A 26,062-nucleotide genomic window follows, 5' to 3' on the forward strand; every position below is an offset into this window, starting at 1 on the left:
GCTGGCCCATGAGTACAGAAAAAGAAAAAATGATTGCCGGGAAGTTGTACAATGCGGGAGACCCGGAACTCGCGCAGGCGAGGCTTAATGCAAGACGCCTCGTCCGTACGTTCAATGAAACGGACGAAACCGATTTGGAAACCCGGACAGCATTGTTGAAAAAATTATTCGGTTCGACGGGGGAATGCCTCTTTATCGAATCTGATTTCCGCTGCGATTACGGGTTTAACATTCATGTCGGGGAGAATTTTTATGCGAATTTCGATTGTGTAATTCTAGACGGGGGACCGGTTGAAATCGGGAAAAACTGCATGCTGGCGCCGGGTGTCCATATTTATACGGCAACACATCCGCTTGATGCAAAAACACGCGTGTCCGGCCTGGAGTTGACCAAACCGGTGAAAATTGGCGATAACGTCTGGATCGGCGGACGCGCGGTGATTAACCCGGGCGTTACGATCGGCAACAACGCGGTGATCGCTTCCGGAGCCGTCGTGGTCAAAGATGTGCCCGACAATGCAGTCGTCGGCGGAAACCCGGCGCGGATCATCAAGATGGCGGAATCATAAGGGAGGCGGCGCCTTCCTTTTTTGTCGATGCAAGAAGGGATGCAAGCCTGGTATCAACGAAACGCCATGGGAAACCCGGGAAGTTGGGAAAAGCCGGGAGAGCAGTTAAAGCCAGGGAAAAGAGAGGACGTGGAAAAAACACTCTCAAAATTGGGGTTATGTAAACATAGCCTATCGAGTGACCAGAATCAGTGAAAACTGGCGGCCATCAGTAAAAAAACAGCGGAATGTCAACCATAACAAGCCACCCTGCGGTCAAGGTGGCTTGCCCCTTAATCTTTTTGCCTGGCTGAAACGGCAGCCCAGAGCGCTGCCCCGACAAATGCAGCTATGGCGGCTGATGCAAGCGGATATTTGCTCATCTTGACATAATAACTGTTTCTGCGCATCCAGCCTTTATTCGTGCCCCGTTCATGCAGGCCGTAACCCGGATGGTAGAGGGCGCTGTCCGCTTTCGACTTTGACGGCCGGTCGCTGTGCTGCGTCCGGTACATGGTCAGCTCCATTAATTTATCCATGAACCGTGGCAAGAAGCGGCCTAAGACTGCGACCATTTTTGCCTGCGATCCGACATACATATCCCGCTTCGGGTGCTCGGCTGCAAACAGGATGGCTTCCGCGACGGCTTGAGGCGGGTAAATCATGGACATATAATGCGCCGGTTGTTTCTTAAGGTAGCTGCACGCATGCTCATTATACGGCGTATCGATCCGGCCGGGGTGAACGAGCGTAATCGAAACGGGCGCATGCTCTTTTTCAAGTTCCATCCGGATGCTTTCCGTAAAACCGTGCAACGCAAATTTAGAGGAAGCATAGGTGGACTGGATGACGGTTCCGCGGTCGCCGAACAGGCTGCCGATATTGATCACAGCGCCGGGCACGCCGCGGCTTTTGTAATGCTGGACGGCTAACCTTGTCCCGTATACGGCGCCCCAGAAATTCGTGTCATACATGCGTTTCATGTCTTCAATGCTGACGTCCATCGCTTCGCCAAAAATCGAAACGCCGGCATTGTTCACCCAGGTGTCAAAGCCGCCGAACGTTTTAATGGCGGTTGCCGCAATATGCTTCACATCTTCTTCGCGGCCGACATCCGCCCGCACCCAGATGGCGGAACTGCCATTATTTTTTAACGTCTTTCCGAAAGAAGTCTCCCATCCTCAAGGAATGTGAAGGTGCGAATCGCACCAATGAGTAGGTGGGAGATGAATTTCGGTTGGCTTTAGCCAAAGTTATTTTTCCAATCCTTTTCTCAACAATTCTAAGATTGCGCCTGTTCTAGTTGGAATCCCATTTTCTTTTTGATATTGCTCCAATTTTTCTAATATCGTCTTAGGCATACGAATTTCTACACGTTCTTTCTCTTCTCTCATGATTATCACCTCATATTGATTGTACGGATTTTTTACGATATAATCAATATATACGAAATTTTTCCGCACAAAGTGAGGTGAATTGATATGGCCAAGCAAAACAAAGCTTTCAAGTTTCGTTTGTTACCAAACAAAGAACAATCCGCATTATTAGCTAAGACATTTGGTTGTGTTCGCTTTGTCTACAATAAGATGTTAGCTGAACGCAAAGAAACGTATGAAAAGTTCAAGGATGATAAAGAATCGCTTAAAAAGCAAAAGTTTCCGACTCCTGCAAAATATAAAAGTGAATTTCCATTCCTAAAAGAAGTGGATTCTTTAGCTTTGGCAAATGCACAAATGAACTTACAGACTGCTTATAAGAATTTCTTTGAAGGAAATGCGGATTTTCCAAAGTTCAAAAATCGTAAAGCAAAACAATCCTATACAACTAATATGGTCAACGGAAATATTAAGCTAGAAAATGGTCATATCAAACTGCCAAAAATCAAAAAGCCAATAAAAATGAAACAGCATAGAGAGATACCTGCTGATTATAAAATCAAATCTTGCACTATTTCTAAAACAAAGACAGGCAAATACTACATTTCAATTTTGACAGAATATGAGAAAGATATTCGTCCAGTTAAAATACAGAAAGTTGTTGGTTTGGATTTTGCTATGGATGGTCTATATGTCGAGAGTGAACAGGGTAAGAAAGCCAATTACCCACGTTACTATCGGCAAGCCTTAGATAAATTAGCAAAAGCACAACGAATTCTTTCTCGAAGAAAGAAAGGTTCTGCACGTTGGAACAAGCAACGACTAGTAGTGGCTAAATTACATGAGAAAGTGGCGAACCAACGCATGAATTTTCTTCATCATAAGTCAAAAGAATTAGCTTCTAACTTTGATGCTGTCGTGATTGAGGACTTGAACATGAAAGGGATGTCTCAAGCCCTTCACTTTGGGAAAAGCGTTCATGATAACGGCTGGGGTATGTTCACTACTTTCTTAGCGTATAAGCTAAAAGAACAGGGGAAACAACTTGTGAAAATTGATAAGTGGTTTCCCTCCACTAAGAAGTGTTCATGTTGCGGCAAGGAAAAAGAAATGCCATTATCTGAACGTGTATATAAATGTTCTTGCGGCTTTGTATTAGATCGCGATCACAATTCAGCAATCAATATCAAAAATGAGGGATTACGCTTATTAGCGTTATCATAAGTAACAAAACTCTTGGAACAAGAGGGTTAGCTCGGTCAGTTTTCGTTGGCTAGTAAAAGCAACGATAAGTCGAGAAGCCCCCACTTCAATCAAACCGTAAGGTTGATAAGTGGAGGGTAGTTCACCTCATTGGCAAGAATTTTCAACGCGTGCTCATTCCTTGCCGCGAGTACAAGCCGTGCGCCGCGGGCTGCAGCCATTCTTGCGGTGGCAAGCCCGATCCCGCTCGAAGCGCCGGTGATCACGATGACCTGGTCTGCCAGTTTTTTCAGTGATAATGGTTTTTCCATACTGGCATCCATACTGCCGTTGCCTTGTTGTACATAAGATTGGTCCAATGTATGCCCTCCTTGAAGTTTTTTTGCTGTGTTTCGTAATATATCTATACTCTGATTGCGGTTATTTTTGCAGCAGCAGGATTTGGAAATGGGAGGTTCCGGAATTGAAAAAGCAGGGAAGGCGCGGTTGGGCTTTTTTTTAAGGGATGCATGGGAGAAATTGCCGAAACCGCGATTGCGGAAATCATTTGGAGAGTATTGGCTTCCTTGTCCAAAATCGTTGCCCGGTTCGCGCTACATGGATGGAATAACAGAAAAACCTTGGAAAATCCAAGGTTTGAATGGAGCACGATGTTGTTTTTAAAAATCTGCCTTTTAAAATGGATCATTATTTTCCGTTCCAGAGAAAGACTCAATGGCATGCTCAAGGGCGTTGTATGCCTGGCCGAATGCGCCTGCCGCCGAATCAGTACCTGCATGGCGGTGTTCCGGGATCGAATGTTTCGCCTGTTCGATCGCCGTAATGGCATCTTCAATCATCGTCCCTTTGTCCCCGTACTGCTGGCGGGCATCCTGAAGCTGCCGGATGCAGGCATCTAAATCTGCTGAATCGGGATGATTATAAGCGTTTTCGAGCTTTTCCTTCACTTGTTCCAAAATTTCCTTCATGATTCACACCCATTTCTGTAAAGAATACAAGGCTAGTCTTTCAAGTTGGGTTTCATTTTATGCAATATGGAATGCAAACTAGAAAGAAATTTCATCTTTTGCGCTGGAACCAGCCTGCCCTGGCGGCCGTTTCTGCCCGCGAACTGCCGCTCATCCTGCTTTGCCGCCCGGTTCAGGGGTCCAATAGGAAAAAAGCGGCCCGTTTTTTCCAAACACGGGATCGGTTTCCGGCATGCCGGTTTTGCGGATATTTTCGCGCAAGGTTTCATCTGCCCTCATTTGGGTATCATAATCCTGCCCGCCCGGATAACCCCCTGTCACCGCGAACCCGCCTCCTGACTCAATCCGTTTATGCCCGGTTCCGGCCGGCAACAGCACACAATCACCTTCAGAAATTGTAAAAATTTTACCTTGAGGGCCGCCAAGCTGCACTTTGGCATGGCCGCTCCGTACCGCAATCACTTCATGGGAATTGCTGTGGAAATGATGGTAAGGGAAAATGGTCCATACCCAGTTGTTTCCCCAATTATTTTTTTGAAACACTTTCTCAATTTCGTCTGTCCGTCCTTTAAAAACACCGTGGTAAATGAGCACAGGGAGAAACGGATTATTCGGAATCCCGCCGTTCTCCTCAAAATAAAATGCAGAAACGTTATCGTTTGCTGCCGTGCCCCCTGCATCTTTGCCGTCTGAAGCTGACATAAATGGAAGCAATCGTTTCATGGTTGTTTCCCCTCCTCTTTTAATCAGGTTTCATGATTTCCCGGCTTCTCGTTCATCTGCACGATACAGGCAGAATTTTCTTTTTGGTATGCTCCGCCCTTGTTATTGTTTTTCCCCGCCTAACCTATCGGAAACTTTCACTTTTTGCCAAAAATCCGCGGGCTTTTTTAATAAAGGCATCCATGGTGTAATGGGATACGGCAAAGCAAGTTTTTTTGGATACCCAACCACATCCTATCCTTTTTCCCTCTTACAGGCAAATCTTGTATAATAGTCTCAGAAACCATTCAGGAGGACGGCAGTTTGGGAAAAAAAGGATGGCTCGTAGTTTTATTGTTTTTCATTACGGCTGGTGTGCTGGGAACCGGTAACTGGTATTATCAGGCGAACACCGGAAAAACGATTGAAAAAGCACAGCAGCAATATAAAAAAGACTTGGCAAAAGAAAAGAAGCGCAGCCTGGAGGCAAAGGCAGCAAAGGAAAGCGCGGCAAAACAGATTTACGAAAAACATAAAGGGAAAGAACTGGTGTATTTGCCGGTCGGCTCCAGCCTGACAGCAGGGGATTTTGCAACGAAAAAAAGCAAAACGTATGCCGCTTTGTTGGCTGCGCGCATTCACCAAGGCCTTGGATATGAAGTGAAGACCATCAATGGCTACGGCAAGAGCGGGGCCGGCCTGAAGGAACATGGGGCAGACAGTCTTCCCCATATTATTTTCAATCATCCTGATCTTGTGACGATTGAGTTCGGTACGTTTGATCTGAACTGGAATGCCAAAAACACTTACGTTTCTGCCGGCCAATTTAAGAAAGATCTCGAACATTTTGTGGATGAAATCAGAAAGAGTACCGGCAAGAAAACAAAAATCATTTTGCTCACCACCTGGAACAGCGGGCAGTTGTCTTTTACTTATGACCGCGCCATTGAAGAGGTGGGGAAGGCAAAGGGTGTTCCTGTTGCCAATATTGAATCTGTCTGGCTGAACCGTTCCGATACACACGGCCAGAAAGGAGAGAAAGCGGCCACGGGCAAAAGCGATGGCTGGCTTGCCAATGACAAAGGGCATAAAGAAATTGCAAATACGGTGTACAAAAAAGCGTATGGGCTGTTAAAGTAAAATACTGGCTGCTTTTCGGAAGGGCAACCCCCGGTCTTTTGGCAGGCGCTCAAGGATTGTGAATATATCGCCCTGTCTTTCAGAAGGCTATCTCTGAAAGACAGGGCTTTTTGCTGTTTTCGGATAAATCACCTCAGTGAAAAACGAATTGTTCGTAATATAAAACAATTTGTTCTTAATATATTTTTAAAAAGCAAGGAAAACAAAGGAATGTTGCGAAAAAGAAAGTATTTTGTTCGTTATTACGAAAAAATGGCGTCGCTTTCAGCTGCATTTATTTTGAGAGACAGTTGATGCAATGCCCATTGTAATTCGTTATCAAGAACTATCGAGATGCAAAAGGTTAACATGCCGTTTCCAATTGTGGTTTTATAAAGTTGGCGTTGCCGGCGTGGCCGGGAGTTCTTCACCGAGAAACGGATTTAGTACGGTGCTGCCTAATACGGCCACCCATGTTTTTAACGTTCTCGTGCCAGGAGTCCTCCTTTTTCTTATTGGTGCAGCGATGGCGCGCACCAGCGCCATAAGCTCCAGCTTCGGAAGGAATAGCGAAAGGCAGCAGAATAGGGCTGTCTGTTTTTTGTGATAAAATGGAAAAGACAATGCAGATGGGAGGGATTCAATTGAAAAAAATTGCCGAGGGCGTTGCGATGCTGGAAATCAACCTGAACCATTTTATCATTCACCCCACTTTGATCTGGGATGAACAGAAAGCGGTTTTGGTAGATGCCGGCATGCCGGGTTCGCTTGATTTGATCCATGCAGAAATGGAGAAGGCGGGCGTGCCGTTTGAAAAATTGGACGCAGTTATTCTGACGCACCAGGATATGGATCATATTGGCAGCGTGCCGGAAATATTGGCAGAGTCCGGCCATTCCATTACGGTGTACGCACACGGGCTGGACAAGCCATATATCGAAGGGGAGAGGCTTCTGATCAAAGCGGATCCGGAAAAGATCGATCCGGCAAGATGGGAATCGATGCCGGAAGAAATGAAACAGATGTATTTGAATCCGCCGAAAGCGAAAGTGGACAAAGTGATCGGGGATGGAGAAGTTCTGCCTTTTGGCGGCGGAATAGAGGTGATTTTTACACCGGGGCATACGCCTGGCCATTGCTGCCTGTATCTTAAAAAGAGCAAAACATTGATCGCTGCGGATGCGATGGTTGCAGACAACGGCAAACTGCATGGCCCCAGACAGCAAGTCACGCCTGATATGGGAACCGCAATGGCTTCATTGAAAAAGCTGCTTGATTTTGATATTGAATCCGTCATCTGCTACCACGGCGGCCTGTGCCATGAAAATGTAAATGAACAGATTCGCAAGCTTGCAGAATGAAATAAGAGCGTGACAAAAAAGCCACGTTCTTATTTCAGTGCGCCGTGCATGGCGATTCGCTAGGCGGTGTAAGTCCGCTATGGGGGTAGGTAGCGACCAACCATTAGCCAAGAGCAAGGGTGTCCATCGTGAGATGGAATCTGAAGGAAGCTGGAGGCAAAATTCTGACCCGAGGAACACGAACATCATTAGGCGTACTCTCACAGGGTAAGGCTGCTGAACAAGTCAAAGCCCAAAAGCTATCCGGATGTGGAAACGTAAATGGTGCGGGTACATGGAATGAAAGCAAATCACCTTACCACGGGAGGTCTCACGGACAGGTGGAAACAGAGTATGAAACCTGGTTGAAACAAGATTTGCCGTGAGAAGTCAGCAGAAGCCATAGTACGGAGATGCCTGGAGCATCGAAGGAAGGGCTGAACTAAAGGAAGTGGAAGTCAATGAAAGTTACCGAAGAAACGAACAAATGCAGAAAACAGGAAGAAACCTGCTGTCAAAAAGATACTGCGGAACAGGAAGGATATGGCAGAGGGCATAGTTTCAAGAGGATAACTGAAAACAACACCACTAACACCAACAGACAGAACGAATGGATGCTCGAACGAATCCTTTCAAGTAATAACCTGCACCGTGCCTATAAAAAGGTAAAGAAAAACAAAGGTGCGGGCGGTGTCGATGGAATGAAAACAGGTGAACTTTTGGCATACCTAACTGAACATCAGAGGGAACTCGTCCTCTCCATTCGAAATGGGACATACAAGCCCCAACCCGTTAGAAGGGTAGAAATTCCAAAAGACAACGGGAAAACAAGGAAACTTGGAATACCAACGGTAGTAGACCGAGTCATCCAACAAGCCATTTCGCAGGTCCTAGTCCCTATATATGAAAGAAAGTTCTCAGACAATAGCTATGGTTTCCGACCACATAGAAGTACACATCAGGCACTTCTCAAGTGCCAAAAGAATGTAAATGAAGGATACCAGTATGTAGTAGACCTGGACTTAGAACAGTACTTTGACACGGTAAACCATAGTAAGCTTATCCAGATATTGAGTGAAACAATTCACGACGGACGTGTAATCTCCTTAATCCATAAATTCCTAAATGCAGGTGTTATGATCAAAGGAATAAGGACAACAAATGATTTCGGTGTTCCACAAGGAGGACCACTAAGTCCGCTTCTTGCCAATGTAATGTTAAACGAATTGGATAAAGAAATGGAAGCAAGAAATCACCGATTTGTCCGTTACGCTGATGATGTGATCATATTCTGTAAAAGCCGAAGAAGCTGCGAAAGAACATACCATAACATTCTCCCATTCATTGAGAAGAAATTGCGACTCAAAGTGAACCGAGAGAAGACGATGATCACACATATTAGAAACATCAAGTTCCTGAGTTATGGATTTTACCTTTATGAAGGAAAATGCAAATTCCGGGTACACCCGAAGGGTGTTCAAAAATTAAAGGAGAAAATTCGCAGAATCACAGGAAGAAGCAACGGATTAAGCGTAGAGGAAAGAAAGAAAAGGCTAAACGACACTGTCCGAGGATGGGTAAATTACTACAAGCTAGCGGATATGAAAAGTCTGGTAACCAGACTGGACCAATGGACACGAAGAAGAATGCGAATGGTAACTTGGAAAAGATGGAAGAGAGTACGCACAAGATTTTATTGGCTCAAGAAATTAGGGATCAATAAAAGAAAGGCGTGGGAATGGGCTAACACAAGAAAAGGCTACTGGAGAATCTCCGGCAGCCATATCTTAGCTAGAACCCTTACAAACGAACTCTTCCGAAGAGCAAGGTATATATTACTATCTGTCTGTACGGTCGTAAACTTTAGAACCGCCGTGTACTGAACCGTACGCACGGTGGTGTGAGAGGTCGGTTAATCAAATAATGATTAGCCTCCTACTCGATTAAGCCAAACCGATGGCTGGAAAAGATGCCGGACATGGGGAAGAAAAGTCCCTGTCTTTCTGTTTTTTCCTTTTCTGGTGTGGGCCGTTTTTTGTCGTTTTTGAGTCATATAGCGGCCGACCTTGCCCCGCAGCCTTCCTTTTCTGGTGTGGGCCGTATCGCCGGTGTGTGATATAAAATGGGTTTTGTTGCCGCTCATGTTCCGGGCGGCCTTGTCATCCTGACCCCCCTGCCTGGTGCAGGTTCGCCGGCATGTTGATTTGAAAAATGCCCGCCGCCCGAGCTATTTTGCCTTTTGCCGCGGCTTCTCATTCCCCCAGGCCGCCCCACAATGCCCGCTCGGCTTGGTGCGGATCCTTTTCTACTCTGCAATCCTGGCCAAAAATCATCGCGGGCCGCTGCCTTGTGTTATATGGCGGCCATTCGGGGAGCAGGCTGCAATTCGGATCGCCATTTTGGGCAAAAGCAATCCACGCCTGATGCATCTGGTCTGCAAGCGCATGCCGGCCGGGTGCATTTCCCGTTAAGTTTTCCGTGCCGGGTTGTTCCAGCGTATGCCACACAAATGGAATTTCCAGGGCATGGCAGGCTTTAAGCGTCCCGTTATAAACGGGGCTTTCCCAGTCAAACTGGTACATCCACACCTTTTCCCCGGTTTGTGCGCGGGTATCTGCCAATTTTAAGGCAGGACCGGTAAATACAAAGTATGTCATGATCCGGTCGTATAATTCCTGGGTAAATGCACTTGGATCTGTAATTTTTGCGGAAAGGGCGTCCCAATACTTTGCAAATGTTTTTTGGAAAACGTCCTGCATCTCTTTAGGGTCCTGCCTTTTCCACACCGGATCGAAAACAGTGAACAGCCGGTATTCGTCCTTATTTGTTCCGATTAAAACCGGAATGTCCTTTGCCGCATTTTCAAGAGCCCTTTCCGGATGTTCCGGCAGCACAATGCCATCTGTAACCGGAAGTAGGCTCATGAAAGGGAGCGAATTCACAGCCTCTGCTAGATTTTTTGCCGGCACCTCTGCCAGTTTTGCAACATCTTTTTTCTCCAGACCAAGCGTTTCCAGTATGCGTCGTGCATTTTTGGCTGCCCGTTCAGGTGTAGCGGTAAAATTGGCCGCCCCGCTTTCGAGAATGGCCTTATGAAACAACCCGCTTGCGGCAGGGGAAGAAAGCAATGCCGCAACACTCATGGCACCTGCAGATTCGCCGAAAATGGTCACGCAGTCCGGATCCCCGCCGAAAGCAGCAATATTTTCTTTTACCCATTTTAAAGCTGCGATCTGATCGAGGATCCCGCAATTTCCGGAGGCCTCATACTCTCCGCCCATTTCGCCAAGATACAGAAAACCGAGCGCCCCGAGCCGGTAATTGATCGTGACCACAACAACATCCCCGTTTTTGGCAAAAGCAGAGCCGTCATAAGAAGGCGCTGAACCTGCCCCGTTAGCAAACGCGCCGCCGTGGATCCATACCATAACAGGACGCCTCTCCCCGTCTGCTCCAGGCGTCCAAATATTAAGATTCAGGCAGTCTTCGTCCATATTTTCAGCCGGATTCCCGAGAAAATCCATCAGTTCAACCGGCGGCTGCCATGCAATTGGCCCGAACTGCGTGCAATCTTTTACGCCTGCCCAGGGTTCGGGCAGTTCCGGCGGGCGGAAACGCAAAGGTCCGATTGGCGGTTTTGCATAGGGAATCCCTTTCCAGATTTGCACACCTTTTTCCTCGTATCCCCGGGCCTTTCCGAAAACGGTTTCAACAATTGCTGTCTTCATTTTTATTCTCCTTTCCGGAATGGATTTCTAAAGTATTCGACGGGAATGTGCAAATTTCCTTTCAGTTTTTTTGAAAAATAGATTGACAACGAACGTACGATCTTTTATTCTGTTTATAGAATGTAAGTTCGGGTGAAGGGGTGCGAAAATATGGCAACCATCATAAGCAGCATTGGCCTAAAGGGAATAGAAGGATATTGTGTTCATGCCGAAGTGCAGATGATGTTGGGGTGCGGGTCCGGGATCACCATTGTCGGGTTGCCGGATGCTTCGGTGAAAGAATCTAAGGAACGAATACGGGGTGCATGTTCATCGATTGGATGTATGCTGTTCCAAAGCAAAACGATTGTCAATCTTTCCCCGGCAGACGAGCGGAAAAACAGTCCTGCACTTGATCTGCCCATTGCAATCGGGCTGATGGCAGAAAACCACTTTTTTCATGCCAGAATTCCTGATCATACTGCCTTTTTGGGCGCGCTCTCACTGGACGGGTCTGTTCAGGCAGTGGCTGGGATGCTTCCGTATGTGATGGCAGCAAGGGGATTAGGCATGAAAAGATTGTATTTGCCAGCCTCTGCGGAACTTCCCTTTTCACAAATGGACGGGATGGATATTATATTTGTCCAGCATTTAAAGGACGTACTCGATTCATTGTCCGGAAAGAAGCTGCCGCCTGTCCGGAAAAAGAGGCAGCTGCAACCAGATGAGTATTCATTCGAAGCAGATTTCAGCATGATTCTTGGGCACCGGCATGCGAAAAAAGTACTGGAGATTGCCGCCGCCGGAAGCCACAATGTTTTAATGTACGGCCCGCCCGGAAGCGGAAAAAGTATGCTGGCTGAGGCTTTTCCTTCGATTTTGCCGCCGCTTTCGGAAACGTCTTCTTTTGAAGTGGCGGGACTCTATCAGCTTGCAAACGTGAAAAGGGGATTTCACCGGAAACCGCCGTTTCGCGCGCCGCATCACGCTTCATCTGCAGTTTCACTCGTCGGTGGGGGTTCCCGGCCGCATCCGGGTGAAATTTCATTAGCCCATCACGGGGTGCTGTTTCTCGATGAAATGGCCGAGTTTCCAAAAAGAACGCTTGATATGCTCAGGCAGCCGCTTGAAAATGGGAAAGTAACCATTAGCAGAGCCGCTTCCACGGTGACTTACCCTGCCCGGTTTATTATGCTTGCGGCCATGAACTTGTGCCCATGCGGTTATCTCGGGTCGCCCCATGCGTATTGCACATGCACGCCAAAACAAATTCAAGCTTATCAAAACCGGATTTCCGGACCGCTGTTAGACCGCTTTGACATATTTTTGCCAGTCGGGACAGTACCGTTACTGGAAGAGTCCGGGAAAATAAACGAAACTTCAGAACAGATCCGAACCCGCGTCACGGAAGCAAGGAAAAGGCAGTACGAAAGGTACGGGGCGGAAGTTTGTAACGGTACAGTGCCAAACGAAATCTTTCTACAAAAAAATCCGCTCGCAAACAGCAGCAGTTTAATGCTCAGGCAGTGGGCAAGCAAGGACAACTTCAGCAGCCGGGCACAAATGAAAATTCTCAGGCTGGCAAGGACGATTTCAGATTTGCAAGGCAGCCGGGAGCTGTCAGAAGACGCGCTCTGGCAGGCATTGCAAATGAAAAGAAATCATCTTTTTGGAAAAAGAAAGGTGGATGCATATGCAACTTATAATGGAAGAAAAAGCGGAGTATTTGCCGCACGACCGCTTGTTTAAAGAACTTATCCAAACTTTTTTTGCAGATTTCATGGAAGCCTTTTTCCCGGAAGTAGCGCGGTGGATGGACTTTTCTGATGTGGAATTCCTCCAGCAGGATCTGTTTACAGACATCACAGCTGGTGAACAACGCAGAATTGATATTTTGGCAAAATTGAAATTAAAAGGGGAAGACACGGTTGTCCTCATCCATGTGGAACCGCAGTCTTATTATCAAATGGAATTTCCGGAACGGATGTTTATTTACTATTCCCGCATTTATGAAAAATATCGCTTGCCGGTTTTGCCAATTGCTGTTTTCAGTTATAATAAACGCAGGGAAACTCCTTCTCTTTTCACCGTAAGAATCCGCAACTTTGAGTCCATCCGTTTTCGTTATATGTCCATACACTTAATCAGGAAAAACTGGAAAGAATATATTCGAAGCAACAATCCCGTTGCGGCTGCACTGCTCAGCAAAATGGGGTATACAAAAAAAGAAAAAGTACAGGTAAAAGTAGAGTTCTTAAGAATGATGGCCCGCATGGAACTCGACCCGGCAAGAATGGCACTAATCTATGGATTTTTTGATTCTTATTTTAAATTAACGGATAAGGAGGATGAACTTGTGATGTCAAGCATTAAAAATCTGGATCCGCAAGAAGCCGACCAAATCCTGCGCCTGCCAAATTCCTTTTACGACAAAGGGTACAAAAAAGGGAAGGAAGAAGGAAAAGAAGAAGGAAAAGAAGAAGGAAAGGAAGAAGGATTGAAAGAGGGGTTGAAAGAAGGGGAAAGGAGAGCGGCATTAAGGATTGCCAAAAGAATGCTGGAAGAGAACCAGGATCTGGCATCAATCGCAAAATACACCGGGCTGGCAGAGGAAGAATTGAAAAAGCTGAAACAGAGCGGAGCAACCAGACTTAGGTGTGATCAATAAATACACTGGGTTGCCGGAAGAAGAAATTCAAAATTTTAAAATAGAACCGAGCAATCGGCTGCAATCGCATAAATTGTGAGCATCCGTGGAAAACTAGCCGCATCACTTCAATAAGGATGTGGAGAGAGTGGAAAAAGAGAACGGACGTGTTGAGCCGACACTTGCGACTGGCCTTGACGACCAGGAAGAGCTCGACCAAAAAGCAACGCCGGAAGAAATAGCAAAAGGTGAATATACGAAAGTGGTCAGATTGTCTCTGGATGAAGCAGATCCAAGTAAGGGTGAAGATTAATATGGCATCGAATTTTTTGGCAGGCCTAATTGCCTCCATAACCGCATTTTAAATGGCGATCCCGTATGAAAGTCCGCTATGGCGGCCATTTCTATTGCAAGTGATGCAAACAGAAAAGGCGGAAACTTTGAAAAAATGGTGCAACAAACGGATTGCATTTAAGCAGGGTGAAGGCGGCCTTGTTCCGGGGCCGCCCGTGCCAATCATTTGATATCAGCCTTTTCAGCCGTGAGCTGTTCGATTGTTTCCATTGCTTTTGCAATTTGCGCCTTCGTAAAGCTGCCAAGCAGGCGAAAGGATTCTTCGGGTTTTGCGGCATATGCTGCGACTTTTTCAATGGCCGCGCCATGATTTTCCGTCACATGCAGTGTATCCAGATTATAAGGAAAACCGAGTTTTTGATACAACGGAAGCAGTTTTTTCACTTCATTGATATCGCCTGTTGCCGCTAATTGGACAAGGATGCCGTAAGCCACTTTGGAACCGTGCAGAATGGAATGCGTTTCCGGCAGGAAGGACAGCCCGTTATGGATGGCGTGGGCCCCAGCCATTCTTCCGTATTCGCCGGCAAAGCCGCCGACTGTCCCGGCCGCGCCAATTATAATTTCAACTATATTGCGGAAAGCGTCGGTTATCTTCCCTTCGTTTCGGTCGTGTAATGCCTGCTCACTGTCGCGCAAGATCCCTTCATAAATCGCTTTTGCGGAGCGGAGGCCGAGTTCGACCATCACCGGCAAATGTTTCATGGAACGGGTGATGCCTTCTGCTTCATACCATTTGGCTAAAGAATCGCCAATTCCGCCCAGCAAATATTCGGCCGGTGCGTTCAGGAGAATACGCAAATCGATCAGGGTTAAAAAGGCGGAACGTTTGTAATAAGCGACATGACTGAATGAGCCGTCTTCATGATAAACAGCGGATAAAGGCGTATAACCGGCACACGTTCCGGCTAGCGTTGGAACGAGCACGACTTCACAGTTGAGCAGTTCTGCTGTTCCCTTTGCCGTATCGAGCACTTTGCCGCCGCCAATCCCGACGATGACATCTGCACGGCCTGCCTGTTCCGCCAGTTCTGCCATGTTTTTCTCACTTGCGGTATGATCGTACTGGAGCACCGGCCAGTTTTGCGGTACTGACGCAAATTCCTGAAATGCTTCGAATGATTTTACCCCAGTAATGACAACCGGATGCCTGAATTCTTCCAGCTTTTCTTCCAAATATTTGGCTGCTTCTTCTTCACATATGTATTGGTTTGGGCCGCTTCTTATGACTTGGCTGAGACGCATCTTACAGAACCTCCGTGATGTAAAAAATTTGATGTATGTCCAGCTTACGCCTAAATAAATTATATTTCAATAATTTTTTTATAAATGTCATAAGTACAAACTCTATTTTTTACAGATACTGGTTATCAAGAAATCTTTTGGTATAGAAACTTAACTAAGTATTGCAGCTCCATTGATTAGTCAAGTTTGGATAACGGAGTACGTGATTGAGATTACTTTATACATATAAGACAGATGTGCTTAATCAACAAAACAACGACTGACTAATGCAGCCGTTGTTTAATAAATTATTTTTGTATGGATTGAGAAAAGTTAAATTTTTTATGCTCAGCTTGTTGTCTGAGATCAATCTCAATTTGCTCAAGGCTTTTTCCTTTTGTCTCGGATACTTTTCGGGTTACAAAGATGAACGCCAGAACACCCATAATGCCATATATAATAAACATGGTTGAAATGCCAAATTGTTCAATCAATTTAGGAAAAGTTAAGGAGACAATTAAGTTTGCAAGCCAGTTTGTAACACTGCCAATCCCCATGCCTATGCCGCGAATTTTAAGCGGAAAGATTTCAGAGAGCATCACCCATACGACCGGTCCCCAGCTGAGGGAGAAAAATGCAATGTAAACAGCCAGGCAAATCACCGTTGTCCAACTGGCAGCAGTTGACGGGCCAAGTAAAGCGTTTACAATCCCCAGTACAAATAAGGCAAGAGACATACCGGCATTACCGATTAATAAAAGTGGTTTTCTACCAACTTTATCGATGATAAGAACTGCAATAGCTGTAATGATCACGTTAACAATCCCGATGCCTACTGTACCCAGAATAGCTGCAGATGCTCCTAGCCCGACGTTTGTAAAAGTGGTAGGTGCGTAATATAGAACGGTATTGCAGCCAATGATCTGTTGAAAGACTGCCAATCCTATGCCGGCAATTAATGCTGGCCGCACCCACGCTTGTTTTACTTCACTAAAACCGCCCTGATTTTTTTCAAGTTCGTTTGCTTGCTTGATCTCACGTATTTCTTCTTCAACGCCGTGCCCTTTTCTCATATAATTGAGAATCGTTCTTGCTTCAGGTTCTTTTCCCTGTTTCAAAAGCCAACGTGGGCTTTCTGGTAAAAAAAGCATACCGATTAACATCAGCAAACCCGGGATCAGCGCAAAACCGAGCATCCAGCGCCAGCTTCCTGTAGCAGCAAAAACATAGTTAATGATATAAGCCAATAAAATACCTGTCATGATCATCAGTTGATTCAAACTGGACAATGCACCGCGGATTGAAGTTGGTGCCATTTCTGATAAATACATTGGAACAAGGGTAGAGGCACTTCCGACTGCCAGGCCCAATATGACCCGGAAAAGAATTAAAACACCAGTATTTGGTGCCAACGCGGTACCTAATGCTCCAATACAGAAAACAGATGCTGCGATGAGAACGACTTTTTTTCTTCCCCATCTGTCAGACATTGCTCCGCTAATTGCGGCACCGATCATACAGCCAAACAGAATGGAGCTGACGACAATTCCTTCTGTCCAGGAAGTCAGGTGTAAATCATTTTTGATAAAAAGAAGGGCGCCGGAAATTACACCGGTATCATATCCAAATAATAATCCGCCCAAAGCGCCAAAAAAGTAAATCAAGCCATTATTGATTTTAAATTTCATCTGTTTTCCCTCCAAACCGCGATTCGTTTACTCTTCTTAAATCAAACAACTGGTGATTGATCGCGACGGTGTGCGGATAAACATCTTTATAAACCTGGTAAAAATCCCGGTAACGCTTCACGTTTTTCGGTACTGGCTCAAATGTCCGGTCCGTCCGGATAAAGGCGGCTGCGCAATCTTTGAGAGAAGAGAACCATCCCAATCCGCTTGCTGCAATCATGGCGGCGCCCATCCCGGGACCTTGTTCATTCTGAAGTTTGATAACTTTTGCTTGAAAAATATCAGCCTGAATTTGCAGCCACAGGTCACTTTTCGCACCGCCGCCGATGGATACCACGGTATCGATGTTCTTGCCATAGTTCCGAAAAATTTCAACACTTTCATTGATAGAGAAGGCAATACCTTCCATCACTGCACGGGTAAAATCCCGCCTGGTGTGTGAACTGTCAATGCCTGTAAAAGTGCCGCGGATTTTTGCATCGGCATAGGGCGTTCTTTCCCCGGCAATAAACGGCGTGAAAAGCAGGCCGTTTGCCCCGATCGAAGAATGCGCGGCTTCTTCCAGCAATGTTGCAAAATCTTCGCCTTTTGCGAATGTATCCTTAAACCAGGACAGACTGTATCCGGCGGCGAGTGTAACGCCCATTGTATAGTAAGCATCTTTCTGTCCATGATTAAAAAGATGCACTTTGCCGCCAAAGTTTTTATTGCTGTCTGATTCATATGAAAGGAATACACCGGATGTGCCAATGCTGCAAAGTGCTTTGCCTTCTTCTAAAATGCCGGCGCCAATTGCACCGCAGGCATTGTCCGCCCCACCGGCAAACACTTTGGTCGCAGGAGAAAGACCGCACGTCGCAGCGATGTCCGGCAATAATGTGCCGACTTCTGCTTCCGTCTCAACAAGCGGCGGGCAAATGCCGGCCGGGATGTCAAATGTGCGCAAAATATCCGTGCTCCACGATTGATTAACGATATCTAGCAACAGGGTGCCCGCTGCATCCGAGTAATCGATGCCAATCGTTCCGGTTAACCGGTAACGGAGATAATCTTTTGGCAGGAGAAAGACACGCGTTTTCCGGAAATTTTCCGGTTCGTACTGCTGGATCCAAAGCATCTTCGGAAGTGTAAATCCTTCCAAAGCCGGGTTTTTTGTAATTTCCAGCAGCTTGCCACCCAGTACTTGATCGATTTTTTTGCATTGTTCCGTTGTTCTTGTGTCATTCCAAAGAATGGCATTGCGGATGACTTGCAGATTTTCGTCCAGCAGCACAAGCCCGTGCATTTGGCCAGAAAAACTGAGTCCTTCAATCTCATCGCGGGATACTTCGGATTTTTCCGTTAGTTCTTTCAAAGCCTGAACTGTTTTTTCGACCCATTGTTCCGGATCCTGTTCGCTGTAACCCGGGTGCGGCTGCATTAACGGATAGGATTTGGAAACAGATGAAACCACCTGTCCATTTTGGTCAACAAGCAATACTTTAACAGAACTTGTCCCAAGGTCGACACCGATTGCATATTTCATCTTAATCTCCCCATTGAATAAACCGGCCGACCTTCATCCAGGCAGACCGGTTCGGAATTTTATGCATTTACACTTTGATAGGCTTCTTGCACAATATAATGGTTCAGCGTGTTTTTCAGTTGTTCCAGGCGGCCAGATTGATTTGTAATTTCTTTTTTATCAAGAATATAGTTTTCAAGTGATTTAAAATCAGCTTTGCCGGAAACGATATCGGCGCCGATGCCTTCTTTATAACTGCTGTACCGTTCTTCGATAAAGGCATCAAATACCCGGTCTTCAATCAGCCGGTTCGCCACTTTTAATCCAAGGGCAAAGCTGTCCATACCGGCAATATGGGCATAAAACAGATCTTCATCTGTGAACGAGGCGCGGCGTGTTTTCGCATCAAAGTTCAATCCGCCCCTGCCAAGGCCGCCGTTTTTCAATACTTCATACATCGCAAGTGTGGTGGAATAGAGATCTGTCGGGAATTCATCTGTGTCCCAACCGAGCAGCGGATCACCCTGGTTCGCATCCAAAGAGCCAAGCAAGCCGTGGGTACGTGCAACCCGAATTTCATGTTCAAACGTATGGCCGGCCAAAGTGGCATGATTTGCTTCAAGATTCAGCTTGAAGTGTTGATCCAAATCGTAAGTTTTTAAGAATGCAATAGTCGTAGCAGCATCAAAATCATATTGATGTTTTGTCGGTTCTTTCGGTTTCGGTTCAAGCAAGAACTGGGCATCAAATCCGATTTCTTTCGCGTAATCAACGGCCATATGGAAGAACCGTGCTAGGTTGTCCTGTTCTAGCTTCAAATCTGTATTCAACAAAGTTTCATAGCCTTCCCGGCCGCCCCAAAATACATAGTTTTCAGCGCCCAGCTCTTTCCCGACTTCAAGCCCTTTTTTCACTTGGGCGGCTGCGTACGCGAAAACATCTGCGTTGCACGAGCTAGCTGCACCGTGGACAAAACGTGGATTTGTGAACATATTGGCTGTATTCCATAAGAGTTTTACTTTGCTTGTTTTCATATAATCTTTAATCATGGCAACGATGACGTCCAGATTTTTATTTGTTTCCCTTAATGTATCGCCTTCAGGAGCAATATCGCGGTCATGAAAGCAGAAATAAGGGTTACCTAGTTTTTCAAAAAATTCAAATGCTGCTTCTACTCTTGCTTTGGCAAGATCCATGCCTGTGAAGCGATCCCACGGGCGGATCTTGGAGCCTGCGCCAAACGGATCGGTACCGCTTTCAGTAAAGGTGTGCCAGAATGCGACTGAGAATCGAAGCTGTTCTTCCATCGTTTTTCCACCAACGAGTTCTTTCGGATTGTAATGATTAAATGAAAGACCGCTTTTCAATTGTTTGCCAGAATAAGTGATTTTGCTGACATTTGGAAAATATGCCATCATTGTCCCCTCCTATCATTCATTGCAAGCGTATACATAGGGCCCTAGAAAAATAGCACTTTGTTTGTTTAACGGTTAAACTAAGTACATGTTCATAGTAGCACGGTCTTTTAAAAAAAACAACCAATTTTTAAGAAAAATTTTTGATATAATGATAAAAACCGATAATGTTTGTTTAGTGCCTTTACGAATGGAGAGATATTACAACATGCACATAGCGGACCAAAGTTTTATTAAAAATCAAAACCAGCGGGTGATTTTGAACGAGTTGATGAAACATGAGCAAATTTCCCGTGCCAAATTAGCAAAAATTACGAAATTAAATAAAGCAACGATTTCTTCCCAGGTATCGTTTTTGATAGAAAAGAAGCTTGTGAAAGAAGTGGGCACTGGCTTGTCGAGCGGTGGAAGAAAGCCGGTTATGCTAGTATTTAATGAAAAAGCCGGTTATGCTATTGGCGTGGATATTGGTGTGACATATATTTTAACAGTGCTTACTGATTTGGACGGAAACATGATTTACAGTGATTACTGTGAAATTGAAGATCCTTCTTTTGAGATGATAAAGCCGGTAATTATTGAAAGAATCCGGCTTGTTGCAAGTAAAGTGTCGTCTTCCCCGTACGGTATTATTGGCATTGGCGCGGGCGTTCACGGATTTGTCGATATGCAACAGAATGTGCTGTTTACACCGAATTCCGGCTGGCGGGATGTGGATTTAAAAGGCTTGCTGCAAACCCATTTTGATTGTCCTGTTTTGGTGGACAATGAGGCAAATGCCGGGGCATACGGCGAAAAATTGTTTGGCATCTTGAAAGGATGCAAAAATGGCATATATGTCAGTATTGGCATTGGTATTGGGCTTGGTATCATTGTTAATGATGAACTGTATCGCGGAAAAGAAGGCTTTTCCGGTGAAATGGGGCATATGTCGATTGACTTTAACGGCAGGCAGTGCGGCTGCGGCAATAAAGGTTGCTGGGAACTTTATGCATCCGAAAAAGCTTTTTATGATCAACTGTGCTTAGTAAAAAACAAACGCCGGATTACTTTGGAAGAAGTGACGAATTGGGTAAAGGAAAATGATGGTGAAACACTACGGGAATTGGATAAGCTGGGGTACTTTTTAGGAATCGGCCTTACGAATATTATCAATACCTTTAACCCCGAGGCGATTGTGCTTCGCAGTAATTTAATTCAGGAAAACCCGACCATTTTAAATTCTATACAAAGTACGATTGCATCCAGAGTGTCAAAATATGTCCGGCAGAACCATCGAATTTATTTGTCGCAGTTGCATCGGAATGCGACAGCAGTTGGGGCTGCGGCTTTTATTGTCCATCATTTTTTGATGGAGTCGGAAGAGCTTTACGGGAATTAAGGATGCTGCAGGTAACCTGGTGTTCATGTTAAAGCTAGGCCATAAAAGAAAAAGATGCGGAGCGCCCACGTGCAAACCACCAAAAAGACAAAAAGGGGCTCTCTGGACCCCTGAGTCTAAGCATGCATCAATCCGAAACCAGCATCATCAAAGTTTTAACATCCGCTCTAACGCCAAAACCGCATCCCGCGCTGTATTTTCCTCTACTTTGATCACGTTTGTTTCTTTGCCCTCGATGATATTTTCCAGTGACCATAAAAGATGGGGCAGGTTGATCCGGTTCATGGTCAGGCACGGGCACATGACCGGATTTAACGAAATAATCTTTTTATCCGGATGATTTTTGATCAGGCGCTGCACCAGGTTCATTTCAGTGCCAATTGCCCAGGCGCTCCCGGCCGGCGCGTTTTCAATCGTATCAATGATGTATTTTGTGGAGCCGCTGAAATCTGACAGGGCAACCACTTCATGCGCACATTCCGGATGGACAATGATTTGCATATCCGGATATTTCGCGCGCACGAATTCGATATTTTTGATGGTAAAGTGCGCGTGCACGGAGCAGTGCCCTTTCCATAAAATGACTTTCACATTTTCCAGCGCGCCTTCGTAGATAAGTTCGTTCCGGATCGGGTCCCAGACTGCCATATCTGCGAGTTCCACGCCCAAATCAAATGCAGTGTTCCGGCCGAGATGCTGGTCTGGTAAAAAGAAAACCCGTTCTTTCTGGGTGAAGGCCCACTTGACCATTTTTTTCGCATTTGAAGAGGTAACGGTTGCCCCGCCGTTGCGCCCGACAAATGCTTTTATCGCTGCTGTGGAGTTGACATAGGTAAGGGGCAGCATCGTATCCCCGAACAAAGATTGCAACATATCCCATGCCCGTTCCGTCTGGTGGATGTCGGCCATGTCTGCCATCGAGCAGCCTGCGCGCATGTCGGGGAGAATGACAGTTTGTTCCGCTGATGTTAAAATATCCGCCGTTTCTGCCATAAAATGTACACCGCAAAACACAATGTATTTGGCATGGCGGTTTTTTGCCGAAATTTGCGCAAGCTGCAGCGAATCACCGGCAGCATCGGCAAACTGGTATACTTCTTCACGCTGGTAGTGGTGACATGGGAGGAAAAGTTGCGCGCCCATTTCTTTTTTGATGTCCCAAACCCGGTTTTCCATTTCTTCTTGCGAAAGAGACTGATATTTTTCCGGCAAAGTCGTAAGTTGTAACGTTTCCAGCAGGCTCATAAAGCAACCTCCTTCGTATTTTCCACGATTGCACTGATATCAAGTACTGGATAGGAATGGGTCAAAAATCCGAGCGAAATCCACTCGATGCCGGTTTCAGCATAGCTCCGGATCTTTTCCATTGTGATGTTGCCCGATGCTTCCGTCGCAATATGGGGCGGCACGAGCGGGAGCCATTCGCGAATTTCTGCCGGTGATCGGTTGTCAAACATGATGATGTCAGCACCGGCACGGACAGCCTCAAGCAGCTGGTCTTTTGTTTCAATTTCGACTTCAATTTTCACAGTATGCCCGATGGATGCTTTCACTGTTTCCACGGCTTTTGTGATGCTGCCGGCAAATGCGATATGGTTGTCTTTCAGCATGACACAGTCGTACAGCCCGCGCCGGTGGTTGAATCCGCCGCCTGCTTTAACGGCGGATTTTTCAAGCATCCGGAGGCCAGGGGTTGTCTTTCTTGTATCGCAAATCTTTGCATGGGTGCCTTTCGTCTCACGGACTGCAGCGTTTGTTGTTGTTGCAATGCCCGACATGCGCTGGACGAGATTCAGGATTACCCGCTCTCCGGAAAGGAGGCTTACAATGGGCCCGTGGATTTCTGCAATGACCGTACCTTTTTCAAGCCAGGCACCGTCCTGGGGGAAAATGCGGGGTCTCACCGTACTGTCCAGGATACGGAAACCTTCTTCTATCACATCTTTCCCACAGAAAATCCCGTTTTGTTTTGCAATGAACGTTAATTTGCCCGGTTGATCCGGCGAAAAAATATATTCCGTATTGATATCGCCTTCCCCAATGTCTTCCATGAAAAAATCTTTAAGCATGGATTGAAGTTTGAGCTTGTTCATAAAGTCCCCTCCTTGCGATCAAGCCTTTGTTTTTTGCATGAATGAGATGGATACCCTGCCAGTCGCTGCTTTCATCCGGGTAATCGGCGCGGATATGGGCACCACGCGATTCTTTCCGGAAAAGCGCCGATTGTGTGATGAAAAAGCTGTTGGTAAACATAAAGACTTTTTCTATTTCTTCCTTTGTAAGATGGTCGAGTGAAAAAGCGGAAAACGTATCAGCCCCGCGTGCTTCGAGCCACTGCAAAAGATGCCGCAACCCGGTTTCCGTACGGATCACACCGGTATTTTCCATCATTTTTTCCTTCAATGCTGCGGTGTCTAACCGACGGGCGATTTCCGGATTTAAAGGAGGGCGGACGATTTCTACTGTTTCGCCGCCCGATGCTTCAGGTTCCGATGCATTTAAAAACGCTGCGAGCCGTTTGCCGAATACGAGCCCTTCCAAAAGCGAATTGCTGGCGAGCCGGTTTGCACCGTGTACGCCGCTTGCCGCGGCTTCCCCGATGGCATACAGCCCGTTTACCGTTGTTCTGCCATATGTATCCACTACGATGCCGCCCATAAAGAAATGGCTGCCCGGGACAACAGGCAACAGGCCGGAATGGATATCAATGCCGCTTTCCCGGCAAATCCGGGAAATGGTCGGGAACCTTTTTTCAAAGTGTTTGATTTTACGGATGTCCAGAAAAACTTTCTTTCCGCTATGAATCGTTTGATGAATTTGGTGGGCGACCACATGCCTGGGTGCCAGGTCTTTTAACGGGTGGACACCCGCCATGACAGGCGATCCATTTTCGTCCACGAGTACTGCACCTTCTCCGCGGACGGCTTCGGACACAAGGCCTTTCGCGCAGCCTTCCGCATACAATAATGTCGGGTGAAACTGGACGAACTCCATATCTGCAAGTTCCGCGCCGGCCCGGTATGCCATTTGAATCCCGTCGCCGATGATTTCCGGGTGGTTCGAGGTAAAAGGATACAAGCTCCCTAGCCCGCCGGTTGCGATTACGGTATGATCGGAAAAATAACGGCGGATTTTACCGGCGGCCGTTTTTGTTTTTACACCGGTTACGCGTCCTGTTTCTGCGGATACGATTAGTTCAAACGCCAGCTCATGTTCGATCATCCGGACGTTTTTTCCAAGTTGCCCGAGAAGATGTTGAATGACAAATTTGCCGGTTGCATCGCCGCCGCAATGGAGAATACGGTGCACTGTATGGGCGCCTTCAAGCCCTAAATCAAGCCCGCCGTCCGGCCGCCTGTCTACGGGAAGCCCGCTTTTTATGAGTGCTTCCGCTACAGCCGCACCCTCTTTCACCAATTTTTCCACTTCTTTTTCATCATGGTGCCGGCAGCCCGCCCGGATCGTGTCTTTCACATGCAATTTAAAACGGTCTTCCGGCGAGAGGACGGCTGCGATCCCGCCTTGTGCTTTGTAGGAATTGCTCGTTTTTACCTGCGCCTTTGTGATGATCGTCACTTCGTAGCGGCTGCCCAAGTGCACGGCCAACTGTAAGGCGGCAATCCCGCTTCCCAAGATACATATTTTTTCTGTCATCGGTCTCCCTACTTTACATCTGTCTTGACACCTATCTTTGCACAAAATTAAACTGAATACAAGTACTTTTTAGGAGGCTAGCTATGTTTTATTTTGATTATGCGGCAACGACAAAAATGAGTGAACGGGCACGGGAGACGTTTATGGAAGCGGCCGAATCTTTTTACGGAAACAGTGAAAGCCTGCATGACATCGGGACGGATGCGCGGGCGGTTCTTGAAAAATCGCGGGACTTGATCAGCAGCTATCTCGGCATACCGGCTGAAGGGCTGTATTTTACTTCAGGCGGGACGGAGGGGAATTTATTGGCGATTGTTTCGCTTGCAATGGGAGCTTCCGGAAGGGGAAAACATATCATTTCGTCGATGGCGGAGCATGCGTCCGTCCATTCGGCGCTCGGGTTTTTGGAAAGGCTGGGATTTGAAGTGACAAGGCTCCCGTTTACAGAAAAAGGGACGGTGGATGTTAAGAAGCTTGAAGCGGCGATCCGGCCGGACACGGTGCTCGTTTCGGTTCAGCATATTAACCAGGAAATCGGCACCATCCAGCCTATTGAGGAAATTTCCCGGATGGTAAGAAGGCGGGGGATCCTGCTTCATTCCGATTGTGTGCAGTCATTTGGCAAGGCCGATGTAGCGCGCATGATCCCTTACGTCGACAGCATCACCCTCTCTTCACACAAAATTCACGGGCCAAAAGGGGTCGGAGCAGTGTACATTCACCCCTCTTGTGTCATGGCGCCTGTTTTTCCGCATTTATCCCATGAAAAGGGGTTCCGCGGCGGGACGGTGAATGTGCCCGGCATTGCCGGATTTGCTGCCGCTGTCGAGGAAATTTTGATAGAAAGTGAGCGGGACTGGGAATACCGGACTGCATTAAAAGAGGCAACCGGCGGGGCGGTTGTTTTTATAGAAGGGGAACGGGCGATGCAGCTTCCTTCCATCGTCGGCTGTATGATTACAGGCGTTCAGGGGCAGCTTGTTTTATTGGAGTGTAACAAAGCGGGATTCGCGATTTCAACCGGGAGCGCCTGCCAGGAACATCATGAAGGCGGGAGCAAAGCGGTTGAAGCCATGGGATACCCGAGGGAAGCGGCTGATCAGTTTTTTAGAATTTCTTTTGGGCGCCACACAACAAAAGAGGAGATCTTTTCACTCGGAGAAAGATTGAAACAGATTGCGGCTGTGCACCGTGTCGGAACCGCGAGATGAAATCTATTTGCCCGCTGAACA

At 46.6% G+C, this 26,062-nt stretch carries 21 protein-coding genes and 2 pseudogenes; 10 read left to right on the forward strand and 13 right to left on the reverse strand.

What is annotated here, in order from left to right; all coding sequences use genetic code 11:
• Positions 1–8: 8 nt before the first annotated feature.
• Entirely contained in the window at positions 9–569 is a 561-nt protein-coding gene (locus NSS95_RS02315) for a maltose acetyltransferase domain-containing protein (RefSeq protein WP_029142384.1), read from the forward strand.
• Between the two features lie 272 nt (positions 570–841).
• On the opposite strand, the pseudogene NSS95_RS02320 reads toward NSS95_RS02315, so the two are convergent.
• A pseudogene (locus NSS95_RS02320) lies at positions 842–1,702 on the reverse strand (SDR family oxidoreductase); the annotation flags it as partial.
• A gap of 99 nt (positions 1,703–1,801) precedes the next feature.
• A complete protein-coding gene (locus NSS95_RS02325) occupies positions 1,802–1,942 on the reverse strand; it encodes a hypothetical protein (RefSeq protein ID WP_014095675.1) in 141 nt (46 codons plus the stop codon).
• An 87-nt stretch (positions 1,943–2,029) separates the two neighbouring features.
• Here NSS95_RS02325 and NSS95_RS02330 point away from each other — a divergent pair, with 87 nt between their 5' ends.
• Positions 2,030–3,148 (forward strand): RNA-guided endonuclease InsQ/TnpB family protein, encoded by a 1,119-nt coding sequence (locus NSS95_RS02330; RefSeq protein WP_195854872.1) that lies wholly within the window; start codon positions 2,030–2,032, stop codon positions 3,146–3,148.
• Positions 3,149–3,270: 122 nt separating this feature from the next.
• On the opposite strand, the pseudogene NSS95_RS02335 reads toward NSS95_RS02330, so the two are convergent.
• From NSS95_RS02335 to NSS95_RS02345, 3 genes and pseudogenes are all read right to left on the reverse strand, one after another.
• A pseudogene (locus NSS95_RS02335) lies at positions 3,271–3,450 on the reverse strand (SDR family NAD(P)-dependent oxidoreductase); the annotation flags it as partial.
• A 351-nt stretch (positions 3,451–3,801) separates the two neighbouring features.
• Positions 3,802–4,095 carry a hypothetical protein gene (locus NSS95_RS02340; protein WP_013858390.1) on the reverse strand — a complete coding sequence of 98 codons (294 nt, stop codon included), beginning with the start codon at positions 4,093–4,095 and terminating at the stop codon, positions 3,802–3,804.
• Between the two features lie 150 nt (positions 4,096–4,245).
• Entirely contained in the window at positions 4,246–4,818 is a 573-nt protein-coding gene (locus NSS95_RS02345; RefSeq protein WP_035191170.1) for a cupin domain-containing protein, read from the reverse strand.
• A gap of 303 nt (positions 4,819–5,121) precedes the next feature.
• Here NSS95_RS02345 and NSS95_RS02350 point away from each other — a divergent pair, with 303 nt between their 5' ends.
• From NSS95_RS02350 to ltrA, 3 genes are all read left to right on the forward strand, one after another.
• Positions 5,122–5,937, forward strand: a complete 816-nt coding sequence (locus NSS95_RS02350) for an SGNH/GDSL hydrolase family protein (RefSeq protein WP_328220773.1) — start codon at positions 5,122–5,124, stop codon at positions 5,935–5,937.
• 623 nt (positions 5,938–6,560) lie between these two features.
• On the forward strand, positions 6,561–7,277 hold the full coding sequence (locus NSS95_RS02355; protein ID WP_035182475.1) for an MBL fold metallo-hydrolase: 717 nt from the start codon (positions 6,561–6,563) through the stop codon (positions 7,275–7,277).
• A gap of 440 nt (positions 7,278–7,717) precedes the next feature.
• Complete coding sequence (gene ltrA / locus NSS95_RS02360; protein ID WP_340713767.1) at positions 7,718–9,139, forward strand: group II intron reverse transcriptase/maturase; 1,422 nt, start codon at positions 7,718–7,720, stop codon at positions 9,137–9,139.
• Positions 9,140–9,508: 369 nt separating this feature from the next.
• Here the strand turns inward: ltrA and NSS95_RS02365 are convergent, their stop codons facing one another.
• Positions 9,509–10,984, reverse strand: a complete 1,476-nt coding sequence (locus NSS95_RS02365) for a carboxylesterase/lipase family protein (protein WP_014096122.1) — start codon at positions 10,982–10,984, stop codon at positions 9,509–9,511.
• 150 nt (positions 10,985–11,134) lie between these two features.
• On the opposite strand from NSS95_RS02365, the gene NSS95_RS02370 reads away from it, so the two are divergent.
• The 3 genes from NSS95_RS02370 to NSS95_RS02380 all read left to right on the forward strand — a co-directional run bounded on the left by NSS95_RS02370 (position 11,135) and on the right by NSS95_RS02380 (position 13,923).
• Positions 11,135–12,712 (forward strand): YifB family Mg chelatase-like AAA ATPase, encoded by a 1,578-nt coding sequence (locus tag NSS95_RS02370; protein ID WP_328220771.1) that lies wholly within the window; start codon positions 11,135–11,137, stop codon positions 12,710–12,712.
• On the forward strand, positions 12,657–13,631 hold the full coding sequence (locus tag NSS95_RS02375) for an Rpn family recombination-promoting nuclease/putative transposase (RefSeq protein WP_014096120.1): 975 nt from the start codon (positions 12,657–12,659) through the stop codon (positions 13,629–13,631). Before NSS95_RS02370 ends, NSS95_RS02375 begins: the two co-directional genes overlap by 56 nt.
• A gap of 127 nt (positions 13,632–13,758) precedes the next feature.
• Positions 13,759–13,923: a hypothetical protein gene (locus tag NSS95_RS02380; protein WP_013858399.1), complete on the forward strand. Its 165-nt coding sequence runs from the start codon at positions 13,759–13,761 to the stop codon at positions 13,921–13,923.
• A 203-nt stretch (positions 13,924–14,126) separates the two neighbouring features.
• Here NSS95_RS02380 and NSS95_RS02385 read toward each other — a convergent pair whose 3' ends face one another.
• The 4 genes from NSS95_RS02385 to xylA form a co-directional block, all read right to left on the reverse strand.
• Positions 14,127–15,209, reverse strand: a complete 1,083-nt coding sequence (locus NSS95_RS02385) for an iron-containing alcohol dehydrogenase family protein (RefSeq protein WP_014096119.1) — start codon at positions 15,207–15,209, stop codon at positions 14,127–14,129.
• 287 nt (positions 15,210–15,496) lie between these two features.
• On the reverse strand, positions 15,497–16,876 hold the full coding sequence (locus tag NSS95_RS02390; RefSeq protein ID WP_014096118.1) for a sugar porter family MFS transporter: 1,380 nt from the start codon (positions 16,874–16,876) through the stop codon (positions 15,497–15,499).
• Positions 16,866–18,401: a xylulokinase gene (gene xylB, locus NSS95_RS02395; RefSeq protein ID WP_061565690.1), complete on the reverse strand. Its 1,536-nt coding sequence runs from the start codon at positions 18,399–18,401 to the stop codon at positions 16,866–16,868. The genes NSS95_RS02390 and xylB overlap by 11 nt, the downstream gene beginning before the upstream one ends.
• A gap of 59 nt (positions 18,402–18,460) precedes the next feature.
• Complete coding sequence (gene xylA / locus NSS95_RS02400; RefSeq protein ID WP_061565689.1) at positions 18,461–19,795, reverse strand: xylose isomerase; 1,335 nt, start codon at positions 19,793–19,795, stop codon at positions 18,461–18,463.
• Between the two features lie 208 nt (positions 19,796–20,003).
• Here xylA and NSS95_RS02405 point away from each other — a divergent pair, with 208 nt between their 5' ends.
• Complete coding sequence (locus NSS95_RS02405; protein ID WP_014096115.1) at positions 20,004–21,176, forward strand: ROK family transcriptional regulator; 1,173 nt, start codon at positions 20,004–20,006, stop codon at positions 21,174–21,176.
• Positions 21,177–21,323: 147 nt separating this feature from the next.
• On the opposite strand, the gene nadA is transcribed toward NSS95_RS02405, so the two are convergent.
• The 3 genes from nadA to nadB are packed head-to-tail and all read right to left on the reverse strand — an operon-like array spanning position 21,324 to position 24,830.
• Positions 21,324–22,421 carry a quinolinate synthase NadA gene (gene nadA, locus NSS95_RS02410; protein ID WP_340713768.1) on the reverse strand — a complete coding sequence of 366 codons (1,098 nt, stop codon included), beginning with the start codon at positions 22,419–22,421 and terminating at the stop codon, positions 21,324–21,326.
• On the reverse strand, positions 22,418–23,269 hold the full coding sequence (gene nadC / locus NSS95_RS02415; RefSeq protein ID WP_328229143.1) for a carboxylating nicotinate-nucleotide diphosphorylase: 852 nt from the start codon (positions 23,267–23,269) through the stop codon (positions 22,418–22,420). Before nadC ends, nadA begins: the two co-directional genes overlap by 4 nt.
• Entirely contained in the window at positions 23,238–24,830 is a 1,593-nt protein-coding gene (gene nadB, locus NSS95_RS02420; RefSeq protein ID WP_328229144.1) for an L-aspartate oxidase, read from the reverse strand. Before nadB ends, nadC begins: the two co-directional genes overlap by 32 nt.
• Before the next feature lie 83 nt (positions 24,831–24,913).
• Here nadB and NSS95_RS02425 point away from each other — a divergent pair, with 83 nt between their 5' ends.
• Entirely contained in the window at positions 24,914–26,041 is a 1,128-nt protein-coding gene (locus tag NSS95_RS02425) for an IscS subfamily cysteine desulfurase (RefSeq protein ID WP_061565685.1), read from the forward strand.
• Positions 26,042–26,062: the final 21 nt, after the last annotated feature.

It is taken from the genome of Weizmannia sp. FSL K6-3076 (assembly GCF_038007245.1).
GTDB classification, from domain to species: Bacteria; Bacillota; Bacilli; order Bacillales; family Bacillaceae_C; genus Weizmannia; species Weizmannia faecalis.